This window comes from Pseudomonas sp. DWP2-2 (assembly GCF_049897065.1).
Taxonomy (GTDB): domain Bacteria; phylum Pseudomonadota; class Gammaproteobacteria; order Pseudomonadales; family Pseudomonadaceae; genus Aquipseudomonas; species Aquipseudomonas paracarnis.
Genome location: NZ_JAFCVN010000001.1, coordinates 893,487 through 919,193, shown reverse-complemented (window position 1 = coordinate 919,193; position 25,707 = coordinate 893,487). Strand labels below are relative to the sequence as shown.

The 25,707-nt window shown below is 61.6% G+C and carries 25 protein-coding genes; 17 read left to right on the top strand and 8 right to left on the bottom strand.

Annotated elements, in window-relative coordinates; all coding sequences use genetic code 11:
* Positions 1-539: 539 nt before the first annotated feature.
* The 15 genes from flhA to yegS all read left to right on the top strand — a co-directional run bounded on the left by flhA (position 540) and on the right by yegS (position 15,962).
* On the top strand, positions 540-2,654 hold the full coding sequence (gene flhA / locus ACP7CZ_RS04000) for a flagellar biosynthesis protein FlhA (RefSeq protein ID WP_034126796.1): 2,115 nt from the start codon (positions 540-542) through the stop codon (positions 2,652-2,654).
* Positions 2,655-2,665: 11 nt separating this feature from the next.
* Positions 2,666-3,982: a flagellar biosynthesis protein FlhF gene (flhF, locus tag ACP7CZ_RS03995; RefSeq protein ID WP_003192914.1), complete on the top strand. Its 1,317-nt coding sequence runs from the start codon at positions 2,666-2,668 to the stop codon at positions 3,980-3,982.
* 105 nt (positions 3,983-4,087) lie between these two features.
* Entirely contained in the window at positions 4,088-4,921 is an 834-nt protein-coding gene (fleN, locus tag ACP7CZ_RS03990; protein WP_003192912.1) for a flagellar synthesis regulator FleN, read from the top strand.
* A complete protein-coding gene (gene fliA, locus ACP7CZ_RS03985; protein WP_003192909.1) occupies positions 4,918-5,658 on the top strand; it encodes an RNA polymerase sigma factor FliA in 741 nt (246 codons plus the stop codon). The genes fleN and fliA overlap by 4 nt, the downstream gene beginning before the upstream one ends.
* A 167-nt stretch (positions 5,659-5,825) precedes the next feature.
* Complete coding sequence (locus ACP7CZ_RS03980; protein WP_003192908.1) at positions 5,826-6,200, top strand: chemotaxis response regulator CheY; 375 nt, start codon at positions 5,826-5,828, stop codon at positions 6,198-6,200.
* 18 nt (positions 6,201-6,218) lie between these two features.
* Positions 6,219-7,007, top strand: coding sequence for a protein phosphatase CheZ (locus tag ACP7CZ_RS03975; RefSeq protein WP_003192906.1), 789 nt, complete (start codon positions 6,219-6,221; stop codon positions 7,005-7,007).
* 11 nt (positions 7,008-7,018) lie between these two features.
* The gene (locus tag ACP7CZ_RS03970) at positions 7,019-9,220 is read left to right on the top strand and encodes a chemotaxis protein CheA (protein ID WP_072448066.1); all 2,202 of its coding nucleotides are present in this window, start codon (positions 7,019-7,021) and stop codon (positions 9,218-9,220) included.
* Positions 9,221-9,268: 48 nt separating this feature from the next.
* Positions 9,269-10,399 (top strand): protein-glutamate methylesterase/protein-glutamine glutaminase, encoded by a 1,131-nt coding sequence (locus tag ACP7CZ_RS03965; protein WP_054920397.1) that lies wholly within the window; start codon positions 9,269-9,271, stop codon positions 10,397-10,399.
* Positions 10,399-11,139: a flagellar motor protein gene (locus ACP7CZ_RS03960; RefSeq protein WP_003192902.1), complete on the top strand. Its 741-nt coding sequence runs from the start codon at positions 10,399-10,401 to the stop codon at positions 11,137-11,139. The genes ACP7CZ_RS03965 and ACP7CZ_RS03960 overlap by 1 nt, the downstream gene beginning before the upstream one ends.
* Before the next feature lie 205 nt (positions 11,140-11,344).
* A complete protein-coding gene (gene motD / locus ACP7CZ_RS03955) occupies positions 11,345-12,232 on the top strand; it encodes a flagellar motor protein MotD (protein ID WP_060764480.1) in 888 nt (295 codons plus the stop codon).
* Positions 12,233-12,283: 51 nt separating this feature from the next.
* The gene (locus ACP7CZ_RS03950; RefSeq protein WP_014719332.1) at positions 12,284-13,072 is read left to right on the top strand and encodes a ParA family protein; all 789 of its coding nucleotides are present in this window, start codon (positions 12,284-12,286) and stop codon (positions 13,070-13,072) included.
* Positions 13,072-13,863, top strand: coding sequence for a CheW domain-containing protein (locus tag ACP7CZ_RS03945; protein WP_032902451.1), 792 nt, complete (start codon positions 13,072-13,074; stop codon positions 13,861-13,863). The genes ACP7CZ_RS03950 and ACP7CZ_RS03945 overlap by 1 nt, the downstream gene beginning before the upstream one ends.
* Positions 13,864-13,942: 79 nt before the next feature.
* A complete protein-coding gene (locus ACP7CZ_RS03940) occupies positions 13,943-14,425 on the top strand; it encodes a chemotaxis protein CheW (protein WP_003192896.1) in 483 nt (160 codons plus the stop codon).
* Positions 14,426-14,818 carry a DUF2802 domain-containing protein gene (locus ACP7CZ_RS03935; RefSeq protein ID WP_054896355.1) on the top strand — a complete coding sequence of 131 codons (393 nt, stop codon included), beginning with the start codon at positions 14,426-14,428 and terminating at the stop codon, positions 14,816-14,818.
* 223 nt (positions 14,819-15,041) lie between these two features.
* A complete protein-coding gene (gene yegS, locus ACP7CZ_RS03930) occupies positions 15,042-15,962 on the top strand; it encodes a lipid kinase YegS (protein WP_072448056.1) in 921 nt (306 codons plus the stop codon).
* Here the strand turns inward: yegS and ACP7CZ_RS03925 are convergent.
* The 3 genes from ACP7CZ_RS03925 to ACP7CZ_RS03915 form a co-directional block, all read right to left on the bottom strand.
* A complete protein-coding gene (locus tag ACP7CZ_RS03925) occupies positions 15,921-16,580 on the bottom strand; it encodes a response regulator transcription factor (protein WP_054920408.1) in 660 nt (219 codons plus the stop codon). The genes yegS and ACP7CZ_RS03925 overlap by 42 nt on opposite strands.
* Positions 16,577-17,470 carry a sensor histidine kinase gene (locus tag ACP7CZ_RS03920; RefSeq protein WP_034126804.1) on the bottom strand — a complete coding sequence of 298 codons (894 nt, stop codon included), beginning with the start codon at positions 17,468-17,470 and terminating at the stop codon, positions 16,577-16,579. Before ACP7CZ_RS03920 ends, ACP7CZ_RS03925 begins: the two co-directional genes overlap by 4 nt.
* Before the next feature lie 357 nt (positions 17,471-17,827).
* On the bottom strand, positions 17,828-18,271 hold the full coding sequence (locus ACP7CZ_RS03915) for a hypothetical protein (RefSeq protein ID WP_169918712.1): 444 nt from the start codon (positions 18,269-18,271) through the stop codon (positions 17,828-17,830).
* A 547-nt stretch (positions 18,272-18,818) separates the two neighbouring features.
* Between ACP7CZ_RS03915 and ACP7CZ_RS03910 the strand changes: the two genes are divergently transcribed.
* Together ACP7CZ_RS03910 and ACP7CZ_RS03905 are read left to right on the top strand one after the other, a co-directional pair.
* Positions 18,819-19,754 (top strand): chemotaxis protein CheV, encoded by a 936-nt coding sequence (locus tag ACP7CZ_RS03910; protein ID WP_034126805.1) that lies wholly within the window; start codon positions 18,819-18,821, stop codon positions 19,752-19,754.
* 38 nt (positions 19,755-19,792) lie between these two features.
* Positions 19,793-20,599: an MOSC domain-containing protein gene (locus ACP7CZ_RS03905; protein WP_054920414.1), complete on the top strand. Its 807-nt coding sequence runs from the start codon at positions 19,793-19,795 to the stop codon at positions 20,597-20,599.
* A gap of 47 nt (positions 20,600-20,646) precedes the next feature.
* Here the strand turns inward: ACP7CZ_RS03905 and ACP7CZ_RS03900 are convergent, their stop codons facing one another.
* The 5 genes from ACP7CZ_RS03900 to atuD form a co-directional block, all read right to left on the bottom strand.
* Positions 20,647-20,931 (bottom strand): pyrimidine/purine nucleoside phosphorylase, encoded by a 285-nt coding sequence (locus ACP7CZ_RS03900; protein WP_003226701.1) that lies wholly within the window; start codon positions 20,929-20,931, stop codon positions 20,647-20,649.
* A 222-nt stretch (positions 20,932-21,153) separates the two neighbouring features.
* Positions 21,154-21,696, bottom strand: a complete 543-nt coding sequence (locus ACP7CZ_RS03895; protein WP_019818536.1) for an exonuclease domain-containing protein — start codon at positions 21,694-21,696, stop codon at positions 21,154-21,156.
* Between the two features lie 74 nt (positions 21,697-21,770).
* Positions 21,771-23,654 carry an acetyl/propionyl/methylcrotonyl-CoA carboxylase subunit alpha gene (locus ACP7CZ_RS03890; RefSeq protein ID WP_294167105.1) on the bottom strand — a complete coding sequence of 628 codons (1,884 nt, stop codon included), beginning with the start codon at positions 23,652-23,654 and terminating at the stop codon, positions 21,771-21,773.
* Between the two features lie 109 nt (positions 23,655-23,763).
* Complete coding sequence (locus ACP7CZ_RS03885; RefSeq protein ID WP_072448050.1) at positions 23,764-24,525, bottom strand: enoyl-CoA hydratase/isomerase family protein; 762 nt, start codon at positions 24,523-24,525, stop codon at positions 23,764-23,766.
* Positions 24,522-25,679, bottom strand: a complete 1,158-nt coding sequence (gene atuD, locus ACP7CZ_RS03880; RefSeq protein ID WP_054896351.1) for a citronellyl-CoA dehydrogenase — start codon at positions 25,677-25,679, stop codon at positions 24,522-24,524. The genes ACP7CZ_RS03885 and atuD overlap by 4 nt, the downstream gene beginning before the upstream one ends.
* Positions 25,680-25,707 lie beyond the last annotated feature (28 nt).

Here is a 25,707-nt window from a genome sequence, read left to right as displayed (position 1 = left end):
GGCATTCCCACGCTCCCGCGTGGGGAGCGCATCGCGTGACGCTCTGCGTCACCCTTGCAGAGTGCTCAAGTCGTGCGCCTGGCTCGGGACGCGGAGCGTCCCAGGCGGCATTCCCACGCTCCCGCGTGGGGAGCGCATCGCGTGACGCTCTGCGTCACCCTTGCAGAGTGCTCAAGTCGTGCGCCTGGCTCGGGACGCGGAGCGTCCCAGGCGGCATTCCCACGCAGAGCGTGGGAATGATCGAGGGAACCGCGTTATTGTTCTAGCCTCAGGTATCAAGCCTCTTGATCGTTCCCACGATCCCGCGTGAGGAACGCATCGCGTGACGCTCTGCGTCACCCTTGCAGAGTGCTCAAGTCGTGCGCCTGACACACCGCATCGCAGGCAAGCCAGCTCCCACACTTGAATCGGTTACCACTCGAAAATCGGCCCCGAAAGCAAAGTTGGAAGGCTTCTTGCAACCCCGCCTCCAAGTCGCCCTCCAGCGTCAAAACTTTGCTTCAAGGACCCGAGGAATACCGGTGGTAGATCGCTCTCAAATGCTCAACACGGCCCGTGGCACCCTGACTGACCTGTCGCGGGGCAATCTGGGTGTGCCGTTGTTGTTGCTGGTGATGCTGGCAATGATGATGTTGCCGATGCCGCCGTTCCTGCTCGACGTGTTCTTTACCTTCAACATTGCCCTGTCCGTCGTTGTGTTGCTGGTGTGCGTGTACGCTTTGCGACCACTGGATTTCGCGGTGTTCCCGACGATTCTGCTGGTGGCGACCCTGCTGCGTCTGGCATTGAACGTCGCTTCCACGCGGGTGGTGATGCTCCACGGCCAGGACGGCCACGCCGCCGCCGGCAAGGTAATCCAGGCCTTCGGTGAGGTGGTCATCGGCGGTAACTACGTGGTCGGTATCGTGGTGTTCGCGATCCTGATGATCATCAACTTCGTCGTGGTGACCAAGGGCGCCGGGCGGATTTCCGAGGTGAGCGCGCGGTTTACCCTCGACGCCATGCCCGGCAAGCAGATGGCCATCGACGCCGACCTCAACGCCGGCCTGATCGACCAGGGCCAAGCCAAGGCCCGTCGGGCGGAAGTCGCCCAGGAAGCCGAGTTCTACGGCTCCATGGACGGTGCCAGCAAGTTTGTGCGCGGCGACGCCATCGCCGGCCTGTTGATTCTGTTCATCAACCTGATCGGCGGTGTGGCCGTCGGTATGTTTCAGCACGGCATGACATTCGGCGATGCCGGCAAGGTGTATGCCTTGCTGACCATCGGTGACGGTTTAGTGGCGCAATTGCCATCACTGTTGTTATCCACAGCGGCGGCCATCATGGTTACCCGTGCTTCGGGCTCCGAAGATATGGGCAAGCAGATCAGTCGGCAGATGTTCGCTTCGCCCAAGGCCCTGGCCGTGGCGGCGGGCATCATGGCGATCATGGGCATTGTGCCGGGCATGCCGCACTTCTCGTTCCTGAGCATGGCGGCCTTGGCGGGTGGTGCGGCGTACCTGTTCTGGAAAAAGCAGAACCAGGTCAAGGTCCAGGCCCAACAGGAAATCGCCCGTCAGCAGGAGCTGCTGCCATCCCCGGCCCGCGCCCAGGAAACCAAGGAATTGGGCTGGGACGACGTCACGCCCATCGACATGATCGGCCTGGAAGTCGGTTACCGCCTGATCCCGCTGGTCGACCGCAACCAGGGTGGGCAACTGCTGGCGCGGATCAAGGGTGTGCGCAAGAAGCTGTCCCAGGACCTGGGTTTCTTGATGCCCACGGTGCATATCCGTGACAACCTCGACCTGGCCCCCAGCGCTTATCGCCTGACCCTGATGGGGGTAATCCTGGCCGAAGCCGAGATCTACCCGGACCGCGAACTGGCGATCAACCCCGGCCAAGTGTTCGGTACCCTCAACGGCATTACCGCCAAAGATCCGGCTTTCGGCCTGGAAGCGGTGTGGATCGAAGTCAGCCAGCGCAGCCAGGCGCAGTCCCTCGGTTACACCGTGGTGGATGCCAGCACCGTGGTCGCCACGCACCTCAACCAGATTCTCTACAAGCACTCCCACGAGTTGATCGGCCACGAGGAAGTCCAGCAATTGATGGGCTTGCTGGCCAAATCGTCGCCAAAACTGGCCGAAGAGCTGGTGCCTGGCGTGCTGTCACTGTCGCAGTTGCTCAAGGTGTTGCAAGCGCTGTTGGCCGAACAGGTGCCCGTGCGCGACATTCGCAGCATTGCCGAGGCCATCGCCAACAATGCCGCCAAGAGTCAAGATACTGCCGCTCTGGTGGCGGCGGTGCGTGTCGGCGTGTCCCGCGCAATCGTGCAAAGCATTGTAGGGACTGAGTCGGAGCTGCCTGTGATCACCCTGGAGCCCAGGTTGGAACAAATATTGCTCAATAGTATTCAGAAGGCAGGGCAAGGCCAGGAAGAGGGCGTTTTACTGGAGCCAAGCATGGCTGAAAAGCTGCAGCGTTCGTTGATCGACGCCGCACAGCGCCAGGAAATGCAGGGCAACCCGGTGATCCTGCTGGTGGCCGGCCCGGTTCGCGCGATGTTGTCGCGGTTCGGACGCCTGGCCGTACCGAATTTGCACGTGTTGGCTTACCAGGAAATTCCTGACAATAAGCAAGTGACTATTGTCGCGACAGTTGGGCCCAATGGCTGAGGTAGTGGGTTATGCAAGTTAAGCGTTTTTTCGCCGCCGATATGCGTCAGGCCATGAAACTGGTCCGTGATGAGCTGGGCGCCGATGCCGCGATTATCGGTAACCGTCGGATTGCCGGCGGTGTCGAGCTGACGGCTGCCCTGGATTACACGCCCCAGGCGCTGGCCCCGCGCGTGCCAAACATGGAGCTCGAAGACGAGCTGCGCAAGACCGCCTCGCGCATTGTGTCGGCCCAGGCTGAACTGAGCATGCGTGGCGACAGCGATGCCAGCACCAATCGCCAGCTGTTTGCCGGCCTGCCGCTGACCGCCGCCGAGCCGCTGGTTGAACCCACCTTTGTCGAACCGCCGCGTCCTGCAGCGCCTGCCCCGGCTGCCGCAGTTGACCAGCGCGTGATTGACTCGATGCGTTTTGAACTCAACGGCCTGCGTGAATTGCTCGAAGTGCAGCTCGGCTCGCTGGCCTGGACCCAACTGCAAGGCAGCAAGCCGCAGCAAGCCAACCTCTGGCGTCGCCTGCAACGCATCGGCCTGTCCGGCCCGTTGTCCCGCGACCTGCTGGCCTTGACCGCTGAAGTCGAGGAGCCGCGCCAGGCCTGGCGCATGCTGCTGGCGCACTTGGCGCGCATGATTGCCACGCCGGAAATCGAACCCCTGGAAGAGGGCGGTGTAATCGCCATGGTCGGCCCCGCCGGCATGGGCAAGACCACCACCCTGGCAAAGCTTGCGGCCCGTTACGTGCTTAAATATGGCGCGCAGAATATCGCCCTGGTGAGCATGGACAGTTACCGTATCGGCGCTCAGGAGCAGCTCAAGACCCTGGGCCGCATCCTCAACGTGCCGGTAACCCATGTCGACCCGGGCCAGTCCCTGGCCAATGCCCTCGACCCGTTGCTGCGCAAGCGCGTGGTGCTGATCGATACCGCCGGCCTGCAAGCCAGTGATCCGGCGCTGCGCATGCAGCTCGAAAGCCTGGCCGGGCGAGGCATCAAGTCAAAAAATTACCTGGTGCTTGCAACCACCAGCCAGAAACAGGTTCTTACCGCTGCTTATCACAGTTACAAGCGTTGCGGCCTGGCCGGTTGCATCCTCACCAAGCTCGATGAAACCGCGAGCCTGGGCGAGGTGTTGAGCCTGGCCATCAGCCATGAATTACCGGTTGCCTACCTCACCGACGGGCCGCGGATCCCGGATGATCTGCATCTGCCGCGCCGTCATCAGTTGGTCAGCCGTGCCGTGAGTGTGCAAATGCAAGACGAGCCTAGCGAGGAAGCGATGGCCGATATGTTCGCCGACCTTTACCACCACCCGGCTAAACGGGTGGGTTGAGGCAGGATGAACACCGTGAAATGTACCTACATCGATGGTCTGCAAGCGATTCACGCGGCCAAGCCATGTAGCCTGCGTCTAAGCAAGACAAGGTAAAGAAATAAAATGGGCAGCATGCATCCCGTACAGGTGATCGCGGTGACCGGCGGCAAAGGTGGCGTCGGGAAAACTAACGTGTCAGTGAATTTGTCCCTGGCCCTGGCAGAGCTTGGCCGTCGCGTCATGCTGCTGGATGCTGACCTGGGCTTGGCGAACGTGGACGTTCTGCTGGGGCTGACACCCAAACATACCCTGGCCGATGTGATCGAAGGCCGTTGTGAGCTGCGCGACGTGCTGCTCCAGGGCCCCGGAGGCATTCGCATCGTGCCGGCGGCCTCGGGCACCCAGAGCATGGTGCACCTGAGCCCCGCGCAGCATGCCGGGCTGATCCAGGCGTTCAGCGACATCGGCGACAACCTCGACGTGCTGGTGATCGACACCGCCGCCGGGATCGGCGAGTCGGTGGTCAGCTTTGTACGCGCAGCGCAGGAAGTGCTGTTGGTGGTGTGCGACGAGCCCACCTCGATCACCGATGCCTACGCGCTGATCAAACTGCTTAACCGTGACTACGGCATGAACCGCTTTCGCGTGTTGGCCAACATGGCCCAGAGCCCGCAGGAAGGGCGCAACCTGTTCGCCAAGTTGACCAAGGTCACGGATCGCTTCCTCGATGTGGCCTTACAATACGTCGGCGCAGTTCCCTATGACGAGTGTGTGCGCAAGGCCGTGCAAAAGCAGCGTGCGGTCTACGAAGCGTTCCCTCGTTCGAAATGCGCACTGGCGTTCAAGGCCATTGCCCAGAAGGTCGATACCTGGCCGTTGCCCGCCAACCCGCGGGGGCATCTGGAGTTTTTCGTCGAGCGTTTGGTGCATCAGACGAGCGCAGGACCGGTGCTATGACATCCAGCGGCTACAACCTTTACAAAAAGTCGGCACGTGACAGCCAGGGCGAATTGATCGAGCGCTATGCGCCGTTGGTCAAGCGCATTGCCTATCACCTGTTGGCGCGCCTGCCTGCGAGTGTGCAGGTCGAAGACTTGATCCAGGCCGGCATGATCGGCCTGCTTGAAGTCTCGACCAAATACGACGCCAGCAAGGGTGCCAGTTTCGAAACGTATGCGGGTATCCGTATCCGTGGCGCGATGCTCGATGAAGTGCGTAAAGGCGATTGGGCGCCGCGTTCGGTACACCGCAATACGCGCATGGTCAGCGATGCAATTCGTGCAATTGAAGCAAAAACCGGTCGTGACGCTAAAGATCATGAAGTTGCGGCCGAACTCCAATTGAGTCTCGACGATTACTACGGGATTTTGAACGATACCTTGGGCAGCCGCCTGTTCAGTTTCGACGACCTTTTACAGGACGGCGAACACGAAGGGCTGCACGAGGACGGCGCGAGCGCGCATACGGAGCCGTCGCGCGACCTGGAAGATGAACGCTTCCAGGGCGCGTTGGCCGATGCAATCGCCAATTTGCCAGAGCGTGAGCGGCTGGTGCTGGCGCTGTACTACGACGAAGAGCTTAACCTCAAGGAAATCGGTGAGGTCCTGGGGGTCAGCGAATCGCGTGTCAGCCAGTTGCATAGCCAGTGCGCAGCCCGCTTGCGGGGCCGATTGGCCGAGTGGCGCGCGCGCTGACAGGCAGTGTGGGGGCACTGCAGACGCTGCCGTGAGATCGCAAGGTTTCGCGGCTATGTGCCGTGGTGCCCTGGGCAGTCCTTTTTGTGTAACGCCTGTTGATTGAAATGGCGCGTCCAGGTGCTGGGCGCGTTTAAGACTGCTTGGAGGTCGAATTGGACAAGAACATGAAAATCCTCATCGTTGATGACTTCTCAACGATGCGGCGGATCATAAAAAACCTGTTGCGTGACCTTGGGTTCACCAACACGGTCGAGGCGGATGACGGCCTGACGGCCATTCCGATCCTCAACAGCGGGAGCATCGACTTTCTGGTGACCGACTGGAACATGCCGGGCATGACCGGTATCGACCTGCTGCGCCATGTGCGCGCCGATGAAAAACTGCGCAGCCTGCCTGTGCTGATGGTGACCGCCGAAGCCAAGCGCGAACAGATCATCGAAGCCGCCCAAGCCGGGGTCAACGGTTACGTGGTCAAGCCATTCACGGCACTGGCCTTGAAAGAGAAGATCGAGAAAATCTTCGAACGCATCCACGGCTAATGCCATCGCGGGGGAGCTATGGAGCATAACGAAACGTCACAGGGCGACTTTGAGTCGACCCTGAAAAAACATGCTCACCAGTTGGTCGACAGCCTGGAAAAAGGCCAGTTCGCCGATGCGGTGCAGTTGATCCATGAGCTTAACCAGACCCGTGACCGCGGCCTGTACCAGGAAGTGGGCAAGCTCACACGCGAGCTGCACAGCGCAATCGTCAATTTCCAGATTGACCCGCGCATGCCCCAGGCCGAAGAAATTTCCCAGATCACTGATGCCACTGAACGTCTGTCCTATGTGGTCAGGCTGACTGAGGCAGCGGCCAACCGCACCATGGACCTGGTGGAAAACGCCACGCCCCTGGTCAACGGCATGGCCACCGAAGCCCAGGCCTTGAGCCAGGACTGGGGCCGCTTCATGCGCCGCGAAGTGGGCGCTGAAGAGTTTCGTGAATTGGCGCGTCGCGTCGACGGGTTCCTGTCGCGCAGCGAACAGGAAAACCGCACGGTGGCCAGCAACCTCAACGACATCCTGCTGGCCCAGGATTACCAGGACCTCACCGGTCAGGTGATCAAGCGCGTGACCCAGTTGGTCACCGAAGTGGAAAGCAACTTGCTCAAATTGGTGCTGATGGCCGGCCAGGTCGATCGTTTTGCCGGCATCGAACATGACCGCGAAGCGATCCTCTCGGAAAAAGATCCACAAAAACATCTCGCCAAGGGTGAAGGTCCGCAGATTCATGCCGATAAACGTGAAGACGTTGTGTCAGGTCAGGATGACGTAGATGACCTGTTATCCAGTTTAGGCTTCTAAGGAGCACCCACATGAGCTTCGGCGCCGATGAAGAAATCCTTCAGGATTTCCTTGTAGAGGCCGGCGAAATTCTAGAGCAACTGTCCGAACAACTGGTCGAGCTGGAAAGCCGACCGGATGATGCGAACCTGCTCAATGCAATTTTTCGCGGTTTTCACACTGTAAAAGGGGGCGCCGGCTTCCTCCAGCTCCATGAGCTGGTGGAGTGCTGCCACATCGCCGAGAACGTCTTCGACATCCTGCGCAAGGGTGAGCGTCACGTCGACTCGGAATTGATGGACGTGATTCTCGAAGCACTGGATGCGGTCAACGGCATGTTCAGCCAGGTGCGTGAACGTGCGCCGATCACTGCCGCCACGCCGGAACTGCTGGCCGCCCTGGCGCGCCTGGCCGAACCTGCCGACACCGCGGCTGCGCCGGTGGTCGAGGCCGCACCGGAGCCGGTGGCGCAAGCCGAGCCGGACGTGACCGACAGCGAGTTCGAACAACTGCTCAACTCCCTCAGCGCGGTCAAGGCCGAGGCTGAAGCGCCGGTGCAGCCTGCCGCGACGCCGAGCAGTGAAGACATTACCGACGCCGAATTCGAGTCGTTGCTCGACCAGTTGCACGGCAAAGGCCAGTTCGCAGCAGATGCCGTGGCCCCGCCTGCCGCTGCGCCAGAAGCACCCGCTGCCAACGCCAGCACCGACATCACCGACGACGAGTTCGAGGCACTTCTCGACCAACTGCATGGCAAAGGCACCTTTGTGGCTGAAGCCCTGCCTGAGGTGGCGGCCACTGCCGCCGCTGCGCCAGCGGCCAGCGCAGCACCTGCCGATGATGGGCTGATCTCCGATCACGAATTCGAAGCCCTGCTCGACGAGTTGCACGGCAAAGGCAAGTTCAGCGAAGTGGCCCCGGCCGCGGCCGCGCAGGTTGCAGCACCAGCCACTGCGGCACCGGTTGCTGCCAAACCTGCGCCGGCTGCCAAGCCAGCACCTGCCGCCGCCCCGGCCCCTGCGCGTGCAGCGGCCCCAGCGGCAGCGGAAAAACCTGCCAGCGAAGCCGAAACCACCGTGCGCGTGGATACCGCGCGCCTGGACGACATCATGAACATGGTGGGCGAACTGGTGCTGGTGCGTAACCGCCTGGTGCGCCTGGGCCTGAACAGTGGCGACGAAGCCATGCAGAAGGCCGTGTCGAACCTCGACGTGGTCACCGCCGACCTGCAAACCGCGGTGATGAAAACGCGGATGCAGCCGATCAAGAAAGTCTTCGGCCGTTTCCCGCGCCTGGTTCGCGACCTGGCGCGCCAGCTCAAGAAAGAAATCAACCTGGAGCTGGTGGGCGAAGAAACCGACCTCGACAAAAACCTCGTCGAGGCCCTGGCCGACCCGCTGGTCCACTTGGTGCGCAACGCGGTCGACCACGGCGTAGAAACTCCGGAAGAACGCGAAGCTGCGGGCAAGTCCCGCAACGGCAAAGTGATTTTGGCGGCGGAGCAAGAGGGCGACCACATCCTGCTGTCGATCACCGATGACGGCAAAGGCATGGACCCGACCATCTTGCGCAATATCGCGGTCAAGCGCGGCGTGATGGACAAGGACGCCGCCGACCGCCTCACCGATACCGAGTGCTACAACCTGATCTTTGCCCCGGGGTTTTCGACCAAGACCGAGATCTCCGACGTGTCCGGGCGTGGCGTGGGCATGGACGTGGTGAAGACCAAGATCAGCCAGCTCAACGGCTCGATCAATATCTACTCGACCAAGGGCCAGGGCTCCAAGATCGTCATCAAGGTGCCGTTGACCCTGGCGATCATGCCGACCCTGATGGTGATGCTGGGCAACCAGGCGTTCGCCTTCCCGCTGGTCAACGTCAACGAGATCTTCCACCTCGACCTGTCGCGCACCAACGTGGTGGACGGCCAGGAAGTGGTGATCGTGCGCGACAAAGCGTTGCCGCTGTTCTACCTCAAGCGCTGGCTGGTGGCCTCGGCCGCCCATGAAGAACAGCGCGAAGGCCATGTGGTGATTCTGTCCGTGGGCACCCAGCGCATCGGCTTTGTGGTCGACCAACTGGTGGGCCAGGAAGAAGTGGTGATCAAGCCTTTGGGCAAGATGCTGCAGGGAACCCCAGGCATGTCGGGCGCAACCATTACCGGTGACGGTCGCATCGCACTGATTCTCGATGTTCCGAGCATGCTCAAGCGTTACGCCGCACGGCGTATTTGATTTTGGTGGGGCAGGGCGGTCATGCCCGCCCCGCCTAACGGAGTGTTTATGGCAGTCAAGGTCCTGGTGGTGGACGATTCGGGTTTCTTCCGCCGCCGCGTCTCGGAAATTCTTTCCGCTGATCCAACGATCCAGGTGGTCGGCACGGCCACCAACGGCAAAGAGGCGATCGATCAAGCCATTGCCTTGAAGCCGGACGTGATCACCATGGACTACGAGATGCCGATGATGGATGGCATCACGGCCGTGCGCCACATCATGCAACGCTGCCCTACACCGGTATTGATGTTTTCCTCGCTGACTCACGAAGGCGCGCGGGTGACCCTCGACGCTTTGGATGCCGGCGCGGTGGACTTTTTGCCGAAGAATTTCGAAGACATCTCGCGCAACCCTGACAAGGTCAAGCAGATGCTGTGCGAGAAGGTGCACAGCATTTCCCGCAGTAACCGTCGCAGCTTGTTCAGCACGCCCGCGCCAGCTGCCACGCCTGCGCCCGCAGCAGCGGCGCCGACCTCGTCGTTTGCGCGCCCGGCGCCTGCGCCCGTGGCCCGGCCTGCGGTAGCGCCGGTACGTGCCGCCGCAGCGCCGAGTGCGCATTCGCCCGCGCCCAAGCGCAAGGCTTACAAACTGGTCGCCATCGGCACCTCCACTGGCGGCCCGGTGGCCTTGCAGCGGGTATTGACTCAACTGCCGGCCAACTTCCCGGCGCCGATTGTGCTGGTGCAACACATGCCGGCGGCGTTCACCAAAGCCTTCGCCGAGCGCCTGGACAAGCTGTGCCGTATCACCGTCAAGGAAGCCGAGGATGGCGACGTTCTGCGTCCTGGCCTGGCACTGCTGGCGCCGGGCGGCAAGCAGATGATGGTGGACGGGCGTGGCGCGATCAAAATCCTGCCGGGCGATGAGCGCCTGAACTACAAGCCGTGTGTGGACATCACCTTCGGTTCGGCGGCCAAGTCCTATGGCGACAAAGTTCTGGCGGTGGTGCTCACCGGTATGGGCGCCGATGGCCGTGAAGGTGCGCGCCTGCTCAAACAGGGCGGTAGCGCCATCTGGGCCCAGGATGAAGCCAGTTGCGTGATCTATGGCATGCCCATGGCCATCGTCAAGGCTGACCTGGCCGATGCGGTCTACAGCCTGGACGACATCGGCAAGCACCTGGTGGAGGCCTGCCTCTGATGGATGTGTTGAGCCTGATCGGCATCACCATGGCGTTTGTCGCCATCATTGGTGGCAACTACCTGGAAGGCGGCCACCTCGGCGCCTTGGCCAACGGCCCGGCAGCGCTGATCGTGATCGGTGGCACCGTGGGCGCGGCGTTGTTGCAGTCGCCCCTGAGCTCATTCAAGCGTGCCATGCAGATTCTGGTGTGGATCATTTTTCCGCCACGGGTCGACCTGGCAGGCGGTATCGACCGTGTGGTCAATTGGAGCCTCACCGCCCGCAAGGAAGGCCTGCTGGGCCTGGAAGGCGTGGCCGATGCCGAGCCTGACAGCTACGCGCGCAAAGGCCTGCAACTGTTGGTCGATGGCGCCGAACCGGAAGCGATCCGCAGCATCCTCGAAGTGGATTTCTACACCCAGGAAAGCCGTGACATCAATGCGGCCAAAGTCTTTGAAAGCATGGGCGGCTATGCGCCGACCATTGGCATCATCGGCGCGGTGATGGGCCTGATCCACGTGATGGGCAACCTGGCTGACCCTTCGCAACTGGGCAGCGGCATTGCCGTGGCATTTGTCGCGACCATCTACGGCGTGGCCAGTGCCAACCTGGTGTTGCTGCCGGTGGCCAGCAAGCTCAAGTCGATTGCCATGCGCCAGTCGCGTTATCGCGAAATGTTGCTCGAAGGCATCCTGTCGATTGCCGAGGGCGAAAACCCGCGCTCCATCGAATTGAAGCTTCAGGGCTTCATGGATTGATGGGTATGCACATTGACCTGTGGCCAGTGAGCTTTATGTGGCGAGCGAGCTTGCTCGCGCTGGGCTGCGAAGCAGCCCCAAAACCAGGTACCGCAATCTGTCTGAACAAACGCGTTGCCTGGATGGGGGCCGCTTCGCGCCCCAGCGCGAGCAAGCTCGCTCGCCACAGTAAAGCGGCCAATAGCGGTCAGGGAGGTATTTGCCTGTGAGCCGTCGCCGTCGCGAGCCTGAAGAGCACGTCAACCACGAACGCTGGCTGGTGTCCTACGCGGACTTCATCACCTTGCTGTTCGCGTTTTTCGTGGTGATGTACTCGATCTCGTCGATCAACGAAGGCAAGTACAAGATCATTTCCCAGGCGCTGGTCGGCGTGTTCAACGATGCCGAGCGGGCGCTCAAGCCGATCCCCATCGGCGAAGAGCGGCCCAAGACGGTGACCCCGGCCAAGCCCCTGGTCAATGACAGTGATGAAACCGCCGCCGGCATCCAAGGCACCAGCGACCCGCTCAAAAGTATCGCCGACGATATCAGTGCCGCCTTTGGCGACCTGATCAGCTCCAACCAGATGACCGTGCGCGGCAATGAGTTGTGGGTGGAGATCGAGCTGAACTCCAGTCTGTTGTTCGCCAGTGCCGATGCGTTGCCCAGTGACCAGGCGTTCACGATCATCGACAAGGTGGCGGCGATCCTCAAACCGTTTGAAAACCCGATCCACGTGGAAGGCTTCACCGACAATTTCCCCATCAGCACTGCGCAGTACCCGACCAACTGGGAACTGTCCTCGGCCCGCGCATCGAGCATCGTGCGCATGTTGGCCATGCAGGGCGTGAACCCCCAGCGCCTGGCGTCGGTGGGCTATGGTGAATTCCAGCCGGTGGCCAATAACGCCACGGTGGAAGGCCGTGCCCGTAACCGCCGGGTGGTGCTGGTGGTCTCGCGCAACCTGGATGTGCGTCGCAGCCTGACCGGTACCGGTACCGCCAATGCCACCCCGGATGCGGCGTTGAAGCGTGCTGGCACACAAACTGCACCGCCCGTTGTCAAACCGCCGGTCCGACCGAGTAACGTCAATTCTCCGTCGCTGGCTCAATAACCGTATGCAATGTCTCGGTCGCGCCTGTGCCCGCCGGGAGGAACCAACCGAATGAGAGTCTGGGCAGTTGCCAATCAAAAGGGTGGAGTCGGCAAGACCACCACTTCCATCGCCTTGGCCGGTTTGCTGGCCGAAGCGGGCAAGCGTGTGGTCGTGGTCGACCTGGACCCCCACGGTTCCATGACCAGCTATTTCGGCTACGACCCGGATGCGCTGGAACATAGCTGCTATGACCTGTTTTTGCACAAGGGCAGCGTGCCGGCGGATCTGCCTGGGCAACTGCTGTTGCCCACCAGCAACGAAAGTATTTCCCTGCTGCCGTCGAGCACCGCCCTGGCCACGCTGGAGCGCCAGTCGCCAGGCCAGAGCGGCCTGGGTCTGGTGATCGCCAAGACCCTGGCGCAGCTGTGGCAGGACTTCGATTACGCGATCATTGACAGCCCGCCGTTGCTCGGCGTGCTGATGGTCAACGCGTTGGCGGCCAGCCAGCAATTGGTGATCCCGGTGCAGACCGAGCACCTGGCGGTCAAGGGCCTGGAGCGTATGGTCAGCACCCTGGCGATGATCAACCGTTCGCGCAAGCAGGCGCTGCCGTTCAGCATCGTGCCGACCTTGTTCGACCGTCGCACCCAGGCGTCCCTCGGCACCTTGCGCGTATTGCGCGATGCCTACCCGGACACTATCTGGAACGGTTACATCCCGGTGGACACGCGCCTGCGTGACGCCAGCCGTGCCGGGCTCACACCGTCGCAGTTCGACGGCAAGAGCCGTGGCGTGCTGGCCTACCGTGCGTTGCTCAAGCACCTGCTGTCGCAACAACTTGTGGCGCAGGTGGCGTGATGAACCGTCCTGTCGAATTCAAGACCCGCCCGCAACTGGCACTGGAATCCTACCTGGATGCCTTGCTGCAGGATGCGACGGCCGAGGAACTGCCAGAACCGATTCTGGTACTTGAGCCTGCTGTCGAACCCGAAAGCCCGCTGGATGAATTCCAGCAGGCGGTGATGGAAGAGCAGGCACGGGATGCGCAGGGGGTGGAGGCGCCCGTGGTGGTGCCGAGCGCCCCGGCAGTGGTGGCGCCCCCGGTGGTTGAACCGCTGGTGGACGTGCACTTGCCGCCCAGCATCACGCCGCCACCGGTGACGGGCGACGGTCGCCCCTCGTGGGCTGCCGAGCCGTTCGAGTGCCTGCTGTTCGACGTCGCCGGGTTGACCCTGGCGGTGCCGCTGGTGTGCCTGGGCTCGATCTATTCCCTGGAAGGCCAGGAGCTGACGCCGCTGTTCGGGCAGCCGGAGTGGTTCCTCGGCATCCTGCCCAGCCAGGCCGGCAACCTCAAGGTGCTGGATACGGCGCGTTGGGTGATGCCCGACCGCTACCGCGATGATTTTCGCCAGGGCCTGCAATACGTGATCTCGGTGCAGGGCTACGAGTGGGGGCTGGCGGTGCATCAAGTCAGCCGCTCGTTGCGCCTGGACCCCAATGAAATCAAATGGCGCAGCCACCGCGGCCAGCGGCCGTGGCTGGCGGGCACGGTGATTGAACACATGTGCGCGTTGCTGGATGTCGCCGAACTGGCCGAGTTGATCGCCAGCGGTGCGGTGAAGGCAATGCCACAGAACAAACGCAGTTGATTGAACAATAAGGGCCGTGCGGTTGCGCGGCCTACGTGCACACACGCCGTCGATAGCGGCATTTGAAGGGGTCAGATGAATGAACAAGTCAGCGTCCGCACAAGGTTTGGATGATCCGATCCTGCAATGGGTGACCTTCAAGCTGGACAACGAAACCTACGGCATCAACGTGATGCGCGTGCAGGAAGTGTTGCGCTACACCGAGATCGCCCCGGTTCCAGGCGCGCCAAGCTACGTGCTGGGCATCATCAACCTGCGCGGCAACGTGGTGACGGTGATCGACACCCGTCAGCGGTTCGGCCTGGACACGGTTGAAGTCAGCGACAACACCCGTATCGTGATCATCGAAGCCGACAAGCAAGTGGTTGGCATCCTGGTCGACAGCGTGGCCGAGGTGGTTTACCTGCGCCAATCGGAAGTGGAAACCGCACCGAACGTGGGTAACGAAGAGTCGGCCAAGTTCATCCAGGGCGTGTGCAACAAGAACGGCGAGCTGCTGATTCTGGTTGAGCTGGACAAGATGATGAGCGAAGAAGAATGGTCGGAACTGGAGAGCATCTGATTGTTCCTTGAGGCAGCGGTGATTGTCCTGGCCCTGTTGTGGGCCGGGACCTTGGCGTTTGTGCTGCGCTATATGCGCCAGCAGCGGGAGTCGGCCTTGCAACAGGCCGAGCGCGATGCGGTGCGCGACCGGCGCATTCTGGAACTGGTCAAGCGTGTTGATCACTTCCAGCAAAGTGCGGTGCGGGTGGGGGATGAAGTGCATGAACTGCGCGCGATTCTCGCGCCGTTGCCCGACAGGTTGGTGCAGTTGGAGCAGCGTGATCCGTCGAACCTGTCGTTTGCCCAGGCGGCCAAGCTGGTCGGCATGGGGGCGACGGTGGATGAGCTGACGCAGTCGTGTGGGCTGACCCAGGCTGAGGCGCAGTTGATGAGTAAGTTGCACAAGGGCTGATTCTCGATAGCGGCCTGGCAGCCGACGCTTCTCTACCTTGCGCCCAACGATCCAACTGTGGGAGCTGGCTTGCCTGCGATGACGGCCTGCCAGCCGACATCTATCTGCCTGACAGCCCACATTTTGATCTGCATACCTCAATCAATTTTCTCCAGCCACAGACTTTTCCTGTTCCCCAAAGGTCAACATCCTTCAAGCACCTTGACCCAGGAGATTCTCCCAAATGACCGCCCCCAAAGCCCTGTTGATCCTCCACGGCAAACAAGCCCTCAACGAGGATGTGCGCGCTGCTGTGCTGTCGCGGCGTGAGCAGGGTGGGGAGTTGGCGGTGCGGGTGACCTGGGAGGGCGGCGATGCCCGGCGACTGGTCAATGAAGCCCTGGCCGAGGGGTACACCCATATCATTGCCGGCGGTGGCGACGGCACCTTGCGCGATGTGGCCGAAGCCATGGCCCATGCCAACACCGACGCCAGCCTGGTGCTGATGCCCCTGGGCACCGCCAATGATTTCGCCAAGGCCGCCGGCGTGCCGTTGGAGCCGGCAGGCGCCCTGGCCTTGCTGGACGTACAGCCCAAGGCGATTGACCTGGGCCAGGTCGGTGGGCAAATCTTCCTGAACATGGCCACCGGTGGTTTTGGCAGCCAGGTCACGGCCAACACGTCCGAAGACCTGAAGAAGGTCCTGGGCGGTGCCGCGTACCTGTTTACCGGTTTAACCCGCTTCAGTGAATTGAAAGCCGCCTACGGTGAATTGGAAGGCCCGGATTTCCATTGGAAAGGCGAGTTGCTCGCGCTGGGCATCGGTAACGGTCGCCAGGCCGGTGGCGGGCATGTGCTGTGCCCCGGTGCATTGGCTGATGACGGGCTGTTGGATGTCAGCATCCTGCCGGCGCCCCAGGAAGTGGTGGGCACGTTGCGTGAGTTGATGAACAACGGCTGGGGCCTGGACACCATGTTCGTGCGCGCACGCTTGCCGTGGGTGAAGATCAAGGTCGCACAAGGCTTGTACATCAACCTCGACGGCGAGCCGCTGGAAGGCGACGACCTGCACTTCGAGGCGCTGCCCAAGGCCCTGCGCGTGCACTTGCCGCTGGGTTCGCCGTTAGTCGTCCAGGCTGATGATCTGCTCACGCACGGCAAATAACACCAGGCCCGCCACGTCAAAAATCTGCAAGCGCTTCATGATCTGCGAGCGGTGGGCTTCGACAGTCTTGATGCTCAGGCCCAGGCCGTGGGCAATTTCCCGGGTGGATTTGCCGCGCACGATCAAGCGCAGGATTTCCAGTTGCCGCGCCGTCAGGCTGTGGCTGTGGGCGACAGGCGCACTGGGGGCCTGGCTACGGATCAGCGCCTGGTTGATCACTGTGTGGGCGATGGCGGGGCTCAGGTAGCGTTCGTTGTTACGCAGGGCCAGCAGGGCATGTTCCAGCTCGTTGGCGGTGGTGTCCTTGAGCAGGTAGCCGTGGGCACCAGACTCCAGGGCGCGCATGATCATCTCGGGATCGGTGTGCATCGACAGGATCAGCACTTTGCACTTGGGGTAGGCGCGCTTGAGTTGCTGCAAGGCATCCAGGCCCCCGGTGTGTTTCATCGACAGGTCCAGCAGCACAATGTCGGGCTGCAGGGCGCAGAATTTCTCAAGCAGTTGCGCGCCGTCACTGGCCTCGCCAACGACGGCGTAGCCGGGGATATCCAGGATCAGCGCGCGCACGCCGGCGCGGATCAAGGCATGGTCATCGACCAGGAGCAGGTTGCAGGTCACCGGAGAACCTTATGGGCACTGGCCCGTTCGAGGGCGCGGGGGGCCCAGGGGAAAAGTGCGTGGATGCGTGTGCCGTTGCCCGGCTGGCTGCTGACGGACACGGTGCCGCCCAACTGGTGGGCCCGTTCGCACATGCCGGCCATGCCCCGTTGGCCTTCCTTGCCGGGGTCGGCGGCAGGTGCGAAGCCCTGACCGTCATCGCATATCGTCAGGGACAGCCCTTCCGGCAAGCGTTGCAGGCGCACCAGCAGGTTGTGTGCCTTCGCATGGCGCAGCATGTTGGTGACCGCTTCCTGGGTGATGCGAAAGGCCGCCACGGCCATTTCTTCGGGAATGCCGGTGAGGCGTTGCTGGCACTCCAGACTCCAGCACACCTGGGTATTTTCCAGGGCCTTGAGCAGGTGCGCGCGCAGGCTGGCTTCCAGCCCCAGGCTTGCCAGTTGGCGAGGGTTGAGAATGGCGGACACGTCGCGCACCTTGGCCAGGGTTTCATTGAGCGTATTGCACAGCACCGAGCAATGAATTTGCAGGTCTTGGGGCAGTCGACGCTGCAACCATTCGCTCTGCAACTTGGCGGCGGTCAGCAGTTGGCCGATGTCATCGTGCAGCTCGCGGCTGAGGCGGTGGCGTTCGTTTTCCTGGACTTGCAGCAGGCGGTCGGCCAGCTCCTGGGGCTGGAACTTGATGGCTTTGCGCGAGCGCCACTGGTGCAGGGCGACCACTGCCAACGTGACCAGGTTGAGCAACACAATCACTAGTGGCAGCGGCGCGCCTTGCAGGTAAACCCACAGGCTGACCAGCAGTGAGCACAGGCACAGGGCAAGGATGAGGGGGCGCGCATGGCGGCGGGACACGAACCTTGCGATGAGTGACTTGAGGCTGGCGTACATAGCGGATGGAGCCAATGAGGGTTCACTGCGCGAAGACCGGTCACGGCGGTTGACTGGGCTCTGTCGAGAGTGCGGTGCCGGATCGTGGTTATCCATAATGAAGTTGCTTCATTTCGAGCGGGGCATGGTACCACCACTATTACCGTTGGTCGCCTGGCATATTCCTCCCTCGATATATTAACCACGTCAATGCCCTGACGGTCAGGCCAGCGCTCTTGAGTTGTATTAGTTAGACTGATTTGTACAATTTTAAGGTGCTGGCTAATTGATATTTCTTCAGTCTCTAGAAGTGTTTCATCTTTGGCTTAAACGGTCGCTTTTAGATAACACGGGTATTAAATACGACCTCTCCTTGGTTTAAGACCTCTGCTGTAGACGCTGCTGATGGCCGTAGTCTTTTTGCGGAATCTGCGAGGTCACCGTGGCAATCAGCGAAGTTTGCTCACTGTCATCCAGGCCCAGTTCCCCGGTACGGATGTCAATCAGCTCCAGTTGCCAAGCCAGTAACCTCAGGCAGTCGTGCAACGCCTCCAGGGCCTGGTCATGCAGTTGCACCGGGCTCACGGCATTGGCGATCAGGTATTGAATATGCCGGGAGAACTCGCTGATCGCCTGCAAGGCCAGGCCATCGGCTTTTTCTGCCAGTTTGGCCAAGCTGGTTTTCATGCAGTCGATGGCGTCGCTGTCATTGCGGATCAAATGCAGGTGGTTCAGGCATTCCTCGGACTTGGCCAGCAGCATTTCGGCTTCCAGCAAAAACTCGGGAAGCGCGGTTTGCCATTCGTTCGCGCTATTCATCATGCAAGTCTCCACAACTTAAGGTCGGGTGATGAGATGTCGCACCGGGTGAATGGCTTAAAACTAGCGCTGAAATACGACTGGGGCGTGTAGGTTGCTTCCGATAATCCAGTAGGACGTTTATTGAAAAACTCACGAATGCCGCCTTTAACCGCTGTTAGGCGGGATGACGCAACTTCAGTTGCCGATACGTGAGTGCCTGAAAGGCCCGTAGACCAAGGGCTTGGGTGGGCAAACAAAAGCCTGACTCCATTCATGCAATGAGAATGGCGTCACATTAATGGCTATTAGATATCGCGAATATCAGGTTGGGCCTGATTGCGTATAGGGGAATCCCCTATGTGGTGGAACTGCACGTCAATTCGACTGTCGCGCAAGGCGGCTTGATAGAGCATCAAGGGCCCAAGCAGTAAAGCATGATGTCAGTGTGACATCAATGGATTTACATGGCATTTTATTGGGGTCAAGGTCCGGCGCTTGCCGCCGATAACGTGCTTATACAGCTGCATACCCTTTCACGCGCCTGCGGCGTGTACACCAGGAGCTTTTAATGGCCGGCATTCTCGACACGGTAGATCAACGCACGCAATTGGTGGGTGAGAATCGCCTGGAAATTCTCATGTTCCGCCTCTTCGGACGGCAGTTGTTCGCGATCAACGTGTTCAAAGTGCAGGAAGTGCTGCAGTTGCCCAAGCTGACCCTGATGCCCCAGCGCCACCCGTTCGTGTGTGGGGTGGTCAACCTGCGTGGCCAGACCCTGCCGGTGATCGATCTGTCCCAGGCCATCGGCATGCGTCCTTTGGTGCCGGGCCCCAACAGCACCATTATCGTCACCGAATATAATCGCTCGGTGCAGGCGTTCCTGGTGGGCGGTGTCGACCGCATCGTCAACATGAACTGGGAAGCCATCCTGCCGCCGCCGACCAGCGCCGGTCGCCAGCACTACCTCACCGCCATCAGCAAGGTCGATGAGCAACTGGTGGAAATCATCGACGTGGAAAAAGTCCTCGCCGAGATCGTGCCCTACAACGCCAAGGTCTCCCGGGACAAACTTGAAGACCCGGTGCTGGAGCGTGCCCGTGGCCGCGAAGTGCTTCTGGTGGATGATTCCAACGTGGCGTTGTCGCAGTTGCGTGACACCCTGGGCCAGTTGGGCGTGAAGATGCACGTCGCCAGCGACGGTCTCAAGGCACTGAACATGCTCAAGGCTTGGGCCGACAGCGGCCAGGTGATGACCGACAAACTGCTGATGATCTTCACCGACGCCGAAATGCCCGAGATGGATGGCTACCGTCTCACTACCGAAATCCGCAACGACCCGCGCCTGCGTGGTCTGTACGTGGTGATGCACACCTCGCTGTCGGGCAGCTTCAATGACTCGATGGTCAAAAAGGTCGGCTGCGACAATTTCCTCTCCAAATTCCAGCCGGACAAGCTGGTGGACGTGGTACGCCAGCGACTGATGTTGGACGAAATGCCCGCCTGACTTTAGGATGACACTTTGTTTCCTAGGAAGGCAGGCCCATGCTGCGTCTCAGCGCGTTGTACCGTTACCCCTTGAAGTCCGGCAAGGCCGAAGCCTTGCAGCAGATTGGCCTGGATAAACTCGGGTTGGACGGGGATCGACGCTGGATGCTGGTGGATGAAGCCAGCGGGCGGTTCCTGACGCAACGGGCCGTGGCGAAGATGAGCCAGCTCTCGGCGTTGTGGAACAGCAGCGGGGGCCTGACCCTGAGTTCGCCGGGCTACGCGCCATTGGATGTGGCATTGCCGGGCAGCGCCAGCGAACTGCGTGGTGTGACCATCTGGCGCGACACCCTGCGTGTGCCGGATGCTGGCGATGAGGCCGCGGCCTGGGTCAGTGCATTCATTGGCAAGCCGACGCGCTTGGTGCAACTGCCCCTGGAACGTGCGCGCACCACCGAAGCCGGGTATGGCAAGGATGACGACAAGGTCGGCTTCGCTGACGGCTACCCGTTGCTGTTGATCGGCCAGGGCTCCCTCGACGACTTGTGTGAAAAGATCGGCCGCCCGATGCAGATGCTGCGTTTTCGTCCCAACCTGGTCATCGAGGGCGCCGAGGCTTTCGCCGAAGACGGCTGGAAGCGCTTGCGCATCGGCGACGTGGAGTTTCGGGTGGTCAAGCCGTGCTCGCGGTGCATCCTCACCACAGTCGACCCCCAGACCGGTGAGCGCAGCCCCGACCGCGAGCCTTTCGCGACGCTGCAAACCTACCGCCAGACCGAAAAGGGCGCGATGTTCGGCCAGAACCTGGTCAACGATGGCATCGGGCGCCTGGAAGTCGGCATGCCGGTAACGGTGCTGGAATAAAAAAGCCCGTCTCGTGGGAGACGGGCTTTTTGTGTGCCGGGTACCGCTTAGCCGCGGTATTCACACAGGTAGGCGGTGTCCACCGCAACCTTCAACTGGAACTTGCTGTTGGCCGGTACGTTGAACTGGCTGCCGGCAGCGAAGGTTTCCCAGTCGCTGCTGTCGGGCAGCTTCACGGTCAGGGCGCCGGAGACCACGTGCATGATTTCACGTTGGGCGGTGCCGAATTCGTATTCACCCGGAGCCATCACGCCGATGGTCGCCGGCCCTTCTGCGGTGCCGAAAGCGATCGACTTGACGGTGCCGTCGAAGTACTCGTTGACTTTGAACATGGGTGAATCCTCGGAAAAGATGGATGCTTACGCTCATCACTGCAGGCGCGGGCTTCTGTGGCGAGGGAGCTTGCTCCCGTTGACTGCGTAGCAGTCCCCGTTTTTTGGGGGAGCTTCGCACCCCAGCGCAAGCAAGCTTGCTCGCCACAGGATTTCGTTGGTGCAGGTGGGCAGCATCAAAGGAAAATGGCTGGCCAGTATGCCCAAGGCTGTGGACGCTGCCTAGACCGGCAATATCAGCGGCAGCAGGCGTGCGGTGTTGCGTGCATCCTCCAGGGCGCGATGCTGCTGGCCATTGAACTGCATTCCGGCCAATTGCAGCGCACCATTGAGCCCCAGCGGCTTGTCCAGGCGCCGGGCCTTGGCAAAGCGTTGCTTGAGGTTCACATGCGGGGTGTCGCCCAAGGCGCTAGCGAGGCCATGGCGCTGCCACTCCAGCTCAAGCTGCACGCGATCATAGTCACCCCAACTGGCCCAGCCTTCCAGGCGTGGCTGATGTTGGCCCAGCCAGCGCTCGAACAGCGGCCACACCTCGGTGATCGGCGCGGCCATGTCGATATTGGCCTGGGTGATATGGGTGAGTTTGCGGCAAAAGGGTGTCAGCAATGGCCGGCGCAAGGGCCGCACAAAGCGCTGGAAGTGGTCCAGTTCGCGGCCCTGGCGGTTGACCAGGCTGGCGCCGATCTCGATGACTTCCATCTCTGTCACGGGCCAGCCGCCGTCATCCGTTGTGGCTTCAAGGTCAATAATCAGCCAATGAGGCATGTGCAGGTTCCCGTACTCGTCCCTTCCTGATGGGGATAGAGCGTAGCCCGGCCCTGTAGTTCCGCCTAGGGGCGTTATTCGATCTCCAGCAAAACCTGACGGTTGCGCACCTGGTCGCCCGTCATGACGCGCATCTCCTTGACGGTGCCATCGATGCCGGCCTTCAACGGGTGCTCCATTTTCATCGCTTCGAGCACCAGCAACAGTTGGCCTTTGCTGACGGTCTCACCGACGCACACCCGTATATCGACGATGGCGCCGTCCATGGGCGCCTGGACCGTGCCGCTGCTGGCGTCGGCCTGGCGGCTGGCGACTTGCTGGGTGCGGTCTGTGACGGTCAGCCCTGGTAGCCATAGCCGGTTGCCGTCCAGGTGATAAGCGATGCGGCGGCGGCCCCCCTTGATGACGAGGCTGGCGTGACGGCCGTCGGTGGTGAGTTGCAGGTCGTCAACGCTGACGCTGTGGAGTTGGCCGTTGGCCTCCAGACGGTACGTTACGGGGACACTCGCCGTATTGCGCCAGCGCGCAAGTGTTTGGGTGTGCTGGTTGGCGCTGTGTTGATAAAACAGCGCGGCGGCCAGCTTGAGCTGTTCAGCGGTCGCCGTCTGCTGTGGGATGACGCTGAAGTGTTCGGCGATCAACCCCGTGCTGAAGTCGCCATTGATAAAGTCCGGGTGCTTGAGCAGGTCGATGAGCAAACGCTGGTTGGTCGCCACGCCCAGCAATACGCTGTCTTCCACGGCCCGCAGCAGTTTTCGCCGGGCTTCTTCGCGGCTGGCGCCGTGGGCGATGATCTTGCCCAGCATCGGGTCGTAGAACGGGCTGACGGTTTGGCCTTCAAGCAATCCATGGTCGATGCGTACGCCGGGGGCTGGTTCCCAACGCAACACGTCACCGGTTTGCGGCAGGAAGCCCTGGGCCGGGTCTTCGGCGTACAGGCGTACTTCCATGGCGTGGCCGGTCAGGGTCACCTGTGATTGGGTGAGTGGCAGCGGTTGGCCGGCGGCGATCTGCAACTGCCAGTCCACCAGGTCGAGGCCGGTAATCATCTCGGTGACGGGGTGTTCGACTTGCAGGCGCGTGTTCATTTCCAGGAAATAAAACTGGCCGTTGCGGTCGAGCAGAAACTCCACGGTGCCGGCACCTACATAGCTCACCGCCCGCCCGGCCTTGAGCGCGGCTTCGCCCATGGCCTGGCGCAGATCGGGCGTCATCACGGGGCAGGGCGCTTCTTCAATGACTTTCTGATGGCGGCGCTGTATCGAACAGTCGCGTTCGCCGAGGTAAATGAGGTTGCCATGGCTGTCGCCGAACAGCTGCACTTCCACGTGGCGCGGGTCGATCAGCGCCTGTTCGAGGATCAACTCGTCGCTGCCGAACGCATTCATGGCTTCCGAGCGTGCGGTGCGCAGTTGCTCCAGCAGCTGTTCGCGCTGGTGCACCAGGCGCATGCCACGCCCACCGCCACCGGCGCTGGCCTTGATCATCAGTGGGAAGCCGATGCGTTCGGCTTCCCGTTGCAGGGTGGCATCGTCCTGGGCACTGCCTTGATAACCGGCGATGCAAGGTACGCCGGCGTCGAGCATGGCGAGTTTGGACAGGCGTTTGCTGCCCATCAGTTCGATCGCCTCGGCGCTGGGGCCGATGAAGGTGAGCGTGGCCTGCTGGCAGGCGCGGGCAAAGTCGGGGTTTTCCGAGAGGAAGCCGTAGCCGGGGTGAATGGCGTCGGCGCCGGTCAGTTGGGCGGCGGCGAGGATGGCCTCTGTGTTCAGGTAGGACTGTTGTACGGGCGCCGGGCCGATGTGTACGGCTTCGTCGGCCATCTGCACGTGCAGGGCATCGGTATCCGCGTCGCTGTACACGGCCACGGTGCGGTAGCCGAGGGCCTGGGCAGTGCGCTGGATGCGGCAGGCGATTTCACCGCGGTTGGCGATCAGGATCTTGGTGAATGCGGGCATTGGGTTATCCCTTGGTGGATGTGGCGTGTGTTGGGGCTTCTTCGCAGGCAAGCCAGCTCCCACATTTGAAATGTCTCCCCCTGTGGGAGCTGGCTTGCCTGCGATGGCGTCATCGAGACCAACTCGGCTTTCGCTTCTGCACAAACGCCTGCGTCCCCTCGACCCCTTCTTCGCTCCTCACCGCCTCGGCAAACCACTGCGCCCCGCGATCCAGCACGGCCTCAAGGGGCTCATCCACACTGGCCAGCAACAGCGCTTTAGTCCGTGCGTTCGCCCCCGGCGCACACTGCAACACCTGCCCCAATACCTCATCCACCCGCTGCGCCAATGCCTGGGCGTCGTGCTCGACAAAATGCACCACTCCCAGCCGCCCAGCCTCCACCCCATCAAACCGCGCCGCCGTCAGCGCCAGGCGCCGCGTGTGAGTAAGGCCAATACGCTTGACCACAAACGGCGCAATCTGCGCCGGCAACAAGCCCAGGCGGGTCTCGGGCAAGCCAAACTGCGCCTGGCCCTCTGCAATCGCAATATCACTCACGCACGCCAGCCCGAACCCACCGCCCAGCACCGCGCCTTGCAGCACCGCGATCACCACGGGTGTCAGTGCCTGCACCTCTTGCAGCAAGGTGCCAAATGCGCGGTTCAACGCTTGCAGTTGATCCCCCGCGCTGACCAGGTCCTTCACATCGGCCCCCGCGCAAAAATGCCCGCCCGCGCCGCTGATCACCACGGCGCGCACCTGGCTGTCCAACTGCGCCAGTACCGCGCGCAGCTCATTGACCATTTCAAGGCTCATTGCATTGCGGCATTCGGGCCGGTTGAGGGTGATATGCAGCACGCCGTTGTGGGCTTCTAGCAGCAAGGTGCTCATGGCTTTTTACCGGGCAGGGTGCCCATCAGTTTGCAGATGATGCCCAGCATGATTTCGTCGGCACCGCCGCCAATCGACACCAGGCGCACGTCGCGATAGGCGCGGGCCACCGGGTTGTCCCACATGAAGCCCATGCCGCCCCAATATTGCAGGCAGCTGTCGCTGACCTCACGGCCCAGGCGCCCGGCCTTGAGTTTGGCCATGGAGGCCAGCCGCGTGACGTCCTGGCCCTTGATGTACTGCTCGGTGGCCTGGTAGACCAAGGCGCGCAGGCATTCGATTTCGGTGGCCAGTTCCGCCAGGCGGAAGTGGATCACCTGGTTGTCGATCAACGCCTTGCCGAAGGTTTGGCGCTCCTTGCAGTATTCGATGGTGCTGTCGATGCAGTACTCCAGGCCCTTGATCATATTGGCCGCGCCAAACAGGCGTTCCTCCTGGAACTGCAACATCTGCATCATGAAGCCCGCGCCTTCGTGGCCGATGCGGTTGCGTTGCGGTACGCGCACGCCGTCGAAAAACACCTGGGCGGTCTCGGAGCTGTGCATGCCGAGTTTTTCCAACGGCGGGCTGACGCTGATGCCGGGGCTGTTCATCGGCACCATGATCAGGGATTTGTTGATGTGCGGCTTGTCGTCCGAGGTGTTGGCCAGCAGGCAGATGAAGTCAGCGCTGGGCGAATTGGTGATCCACATCTTGCTGCCATTGATCACGTAGTCGTCGCCGTCCTTGCGCGCATGGGTCTTGAGCCCGGCCACGTCGGAGCCGGCGCCGGTTTCCGAGACGCCGATGCAGCCCACTTGTTCGCCGCTGATGGCCGGGCGCAGGAACTCTTCGCGCAGTTCATCGGAGCCGAAGCGCGCCAGGGCCGGAGTGCACATATCGGTCTGCACACCAATGGACATGGGGATGCCGCCGCAGCGGATGGTGCCGAACTCTTCGGCGGCGACAATGGAGTAGCTGTAGTCCAGGCCCATGCCGCCGAATTTTTCCGGTTTGGAGATGCCCAGCAGGCCGAGGTCGCCGGCCTTGCGGAAGATTTCGTGAATGGGGAAGCGCCCGGCTTTTTCCCATTCATCCACGTACGGGTTGATCTCGCGGTCGACGAAGGCGCGCACGGTGCGGCGCAGTTCCTGGTGTTCCTGGGTGAAGATCATTTTTATTGTTCGCCCTGTTGGGACGCGG

Bases quoted from the DNA above. Each gene is read 5' to 3' on its own strand.
- flhA (WP_034126796.1), top strand. From the start codon at position 540: ATGCTCAACACGGCCCGTGGCACCCTGACTGACCTGTCGCGGGGCAAT.
- flhF (WP_003192914.1), top strand. From the start codon at position 2,666: ATGCAAGTTAAGCGTTTTTTCGCCGCCGATATGCGTCAGGCCATGAAA.
- fleN (WP_003192912.1), top strand. From the start codon at position 4,088: ATGGGCAGCATGCATCCCGTACAGGTGATCGCGGTGACCGGCGGCAAA.
- fliA (WP_003192909.1), top strand. From the start codon at position 4,918: ATGACATCCAGCGGCTACAACCTTTACAAAAAGTCGGCACGTGACAGC.
- ACP7CZ_RS03980 (WP_003192908.1), top strand. From the start codon at position 5,826: ATGAAAATCCTCATCGTTGATGACTTCTCAACGATGCGGCGGATCATA.
- ACP7CZ_RS03975 (WP_003192906.1), top strand. From the start codon at position 6,219: ATGGAGCATAACGAAACGTCACAGGGCGACTTTGAGTCGACCCTGAAA.
- ACP7CZ_RS03970 (WP_072448066.1), top strand. From the start codon at position 7,019: ATGAGCTTCGGCGCCGATGAAGAAATCCTTCAGGATTTCCTTGTAGAG.
- ACP7CZ_RS03965 (WP_054920397.1), top strand. From the start codon at position 9,269: ATGGCAGTCAAGGTCCTGGTGGTGGACGATTCGGGTTTCTTCCGCCGC.
- ACP7CZ_RS03960 (WP_003192902.1), top strand. From the start codon at position 10,399: ATGGATGTGTTGAGCCTGATCGGCATCACCATGGCGTTTGTCGCCATC.
- ACP7CZ_RS03950 (WP_014719332.1), top strand. From the start codon at position 12,284: ATGAGAGTCTGGGCAGTTGCCAATCAAAAGGGTGGAGTCGGCAAGACC.
- ACP7CZ_RS03945 (WP_032902451.1), top strand. From the start codon at position 13,072: ATGAACCGTCCTGTCGAATTCAAGACCCGCCCGCAACTGGCACTGGAA.
- ACP7CZ_RS03940 (WP_003192896.1), top strand. From the start codon at position 13,943: ATGAACAAGTCAGCGTCCGCACAAGGTTTGGATGATCCGATCCTGCAA.
- yegS (WP_072448056.1), top strand. From the start codon at position 15,042: ATGACCGCCCCCAAAGCCCTGTTGATCCTCCACGGCAAACAAGCCCTC.
- ACP7CZ_RS03920 (WP_034126804.1), bottom strand. From the start codon at position 17,470: ATGTACGCCAGCCTCAAGTCACTCATCGCAAGGTTCGTGTCCCGCCGC.
- ACP7CZ_RS03915 (WP_169918712.1), bottom strand. From the start codon at position 18,271: ATGATGAATAGCGCGAACGAATGGCAAACCGCGCTTCCCGAGTTTTTG.
- ACP7CZ_RS03910 (WP_034126805.1), top strand. From the start codon at position 18,819: ATGGCCGGCATTCTCGACACGGTAGATCAACGCACGCAATTGGTGGGT.
- ACP7CZ_RS03905 (WP_054920414.1), top strand. From the start codon at position 19,793: ATGCTGCGTCTCAGCGCGTTGTACCGTTACCCCTTGAAGTCCGGCAAG.
- ACP7CZ_RS03900 (WP_003226701.1), bottom strand. From the start codon at position 20,931: ATGTTCAAAGTCAACGAGTACTTCGACGGCACCGTCAAGTCGATCGCT.
- ACP7CZ_RS03895 (WP_019818536.1), bottom strand. From the start codon at position 21,696: ATGCCTCATTGGCTGATTATTGACCTTGAAGCCACAACGGATGACGGC.
- ACP7CZ_RS03890 (WP_294167105.1), bottom strand. From the start codon at position 23,654: ATGCCCGCATTCACCAAGATCCTGATCGCCAACCGCGGTGAAATCGCC.
- ACP7CZ_RS03885 (WP_072448050.1), bottom strand. From the start codon at position 24,525: ATGAGCACCTTGCTGCTAGAAGCCCACAACGGCGTGCTGCATATCACC.
- atuD (WP_054896351.1), bottom strand. From the start codon at position 25,679: ATGATCTTCACCCAGGAACACCAGGAACTGCGCCGCACCGTGCGCGCC.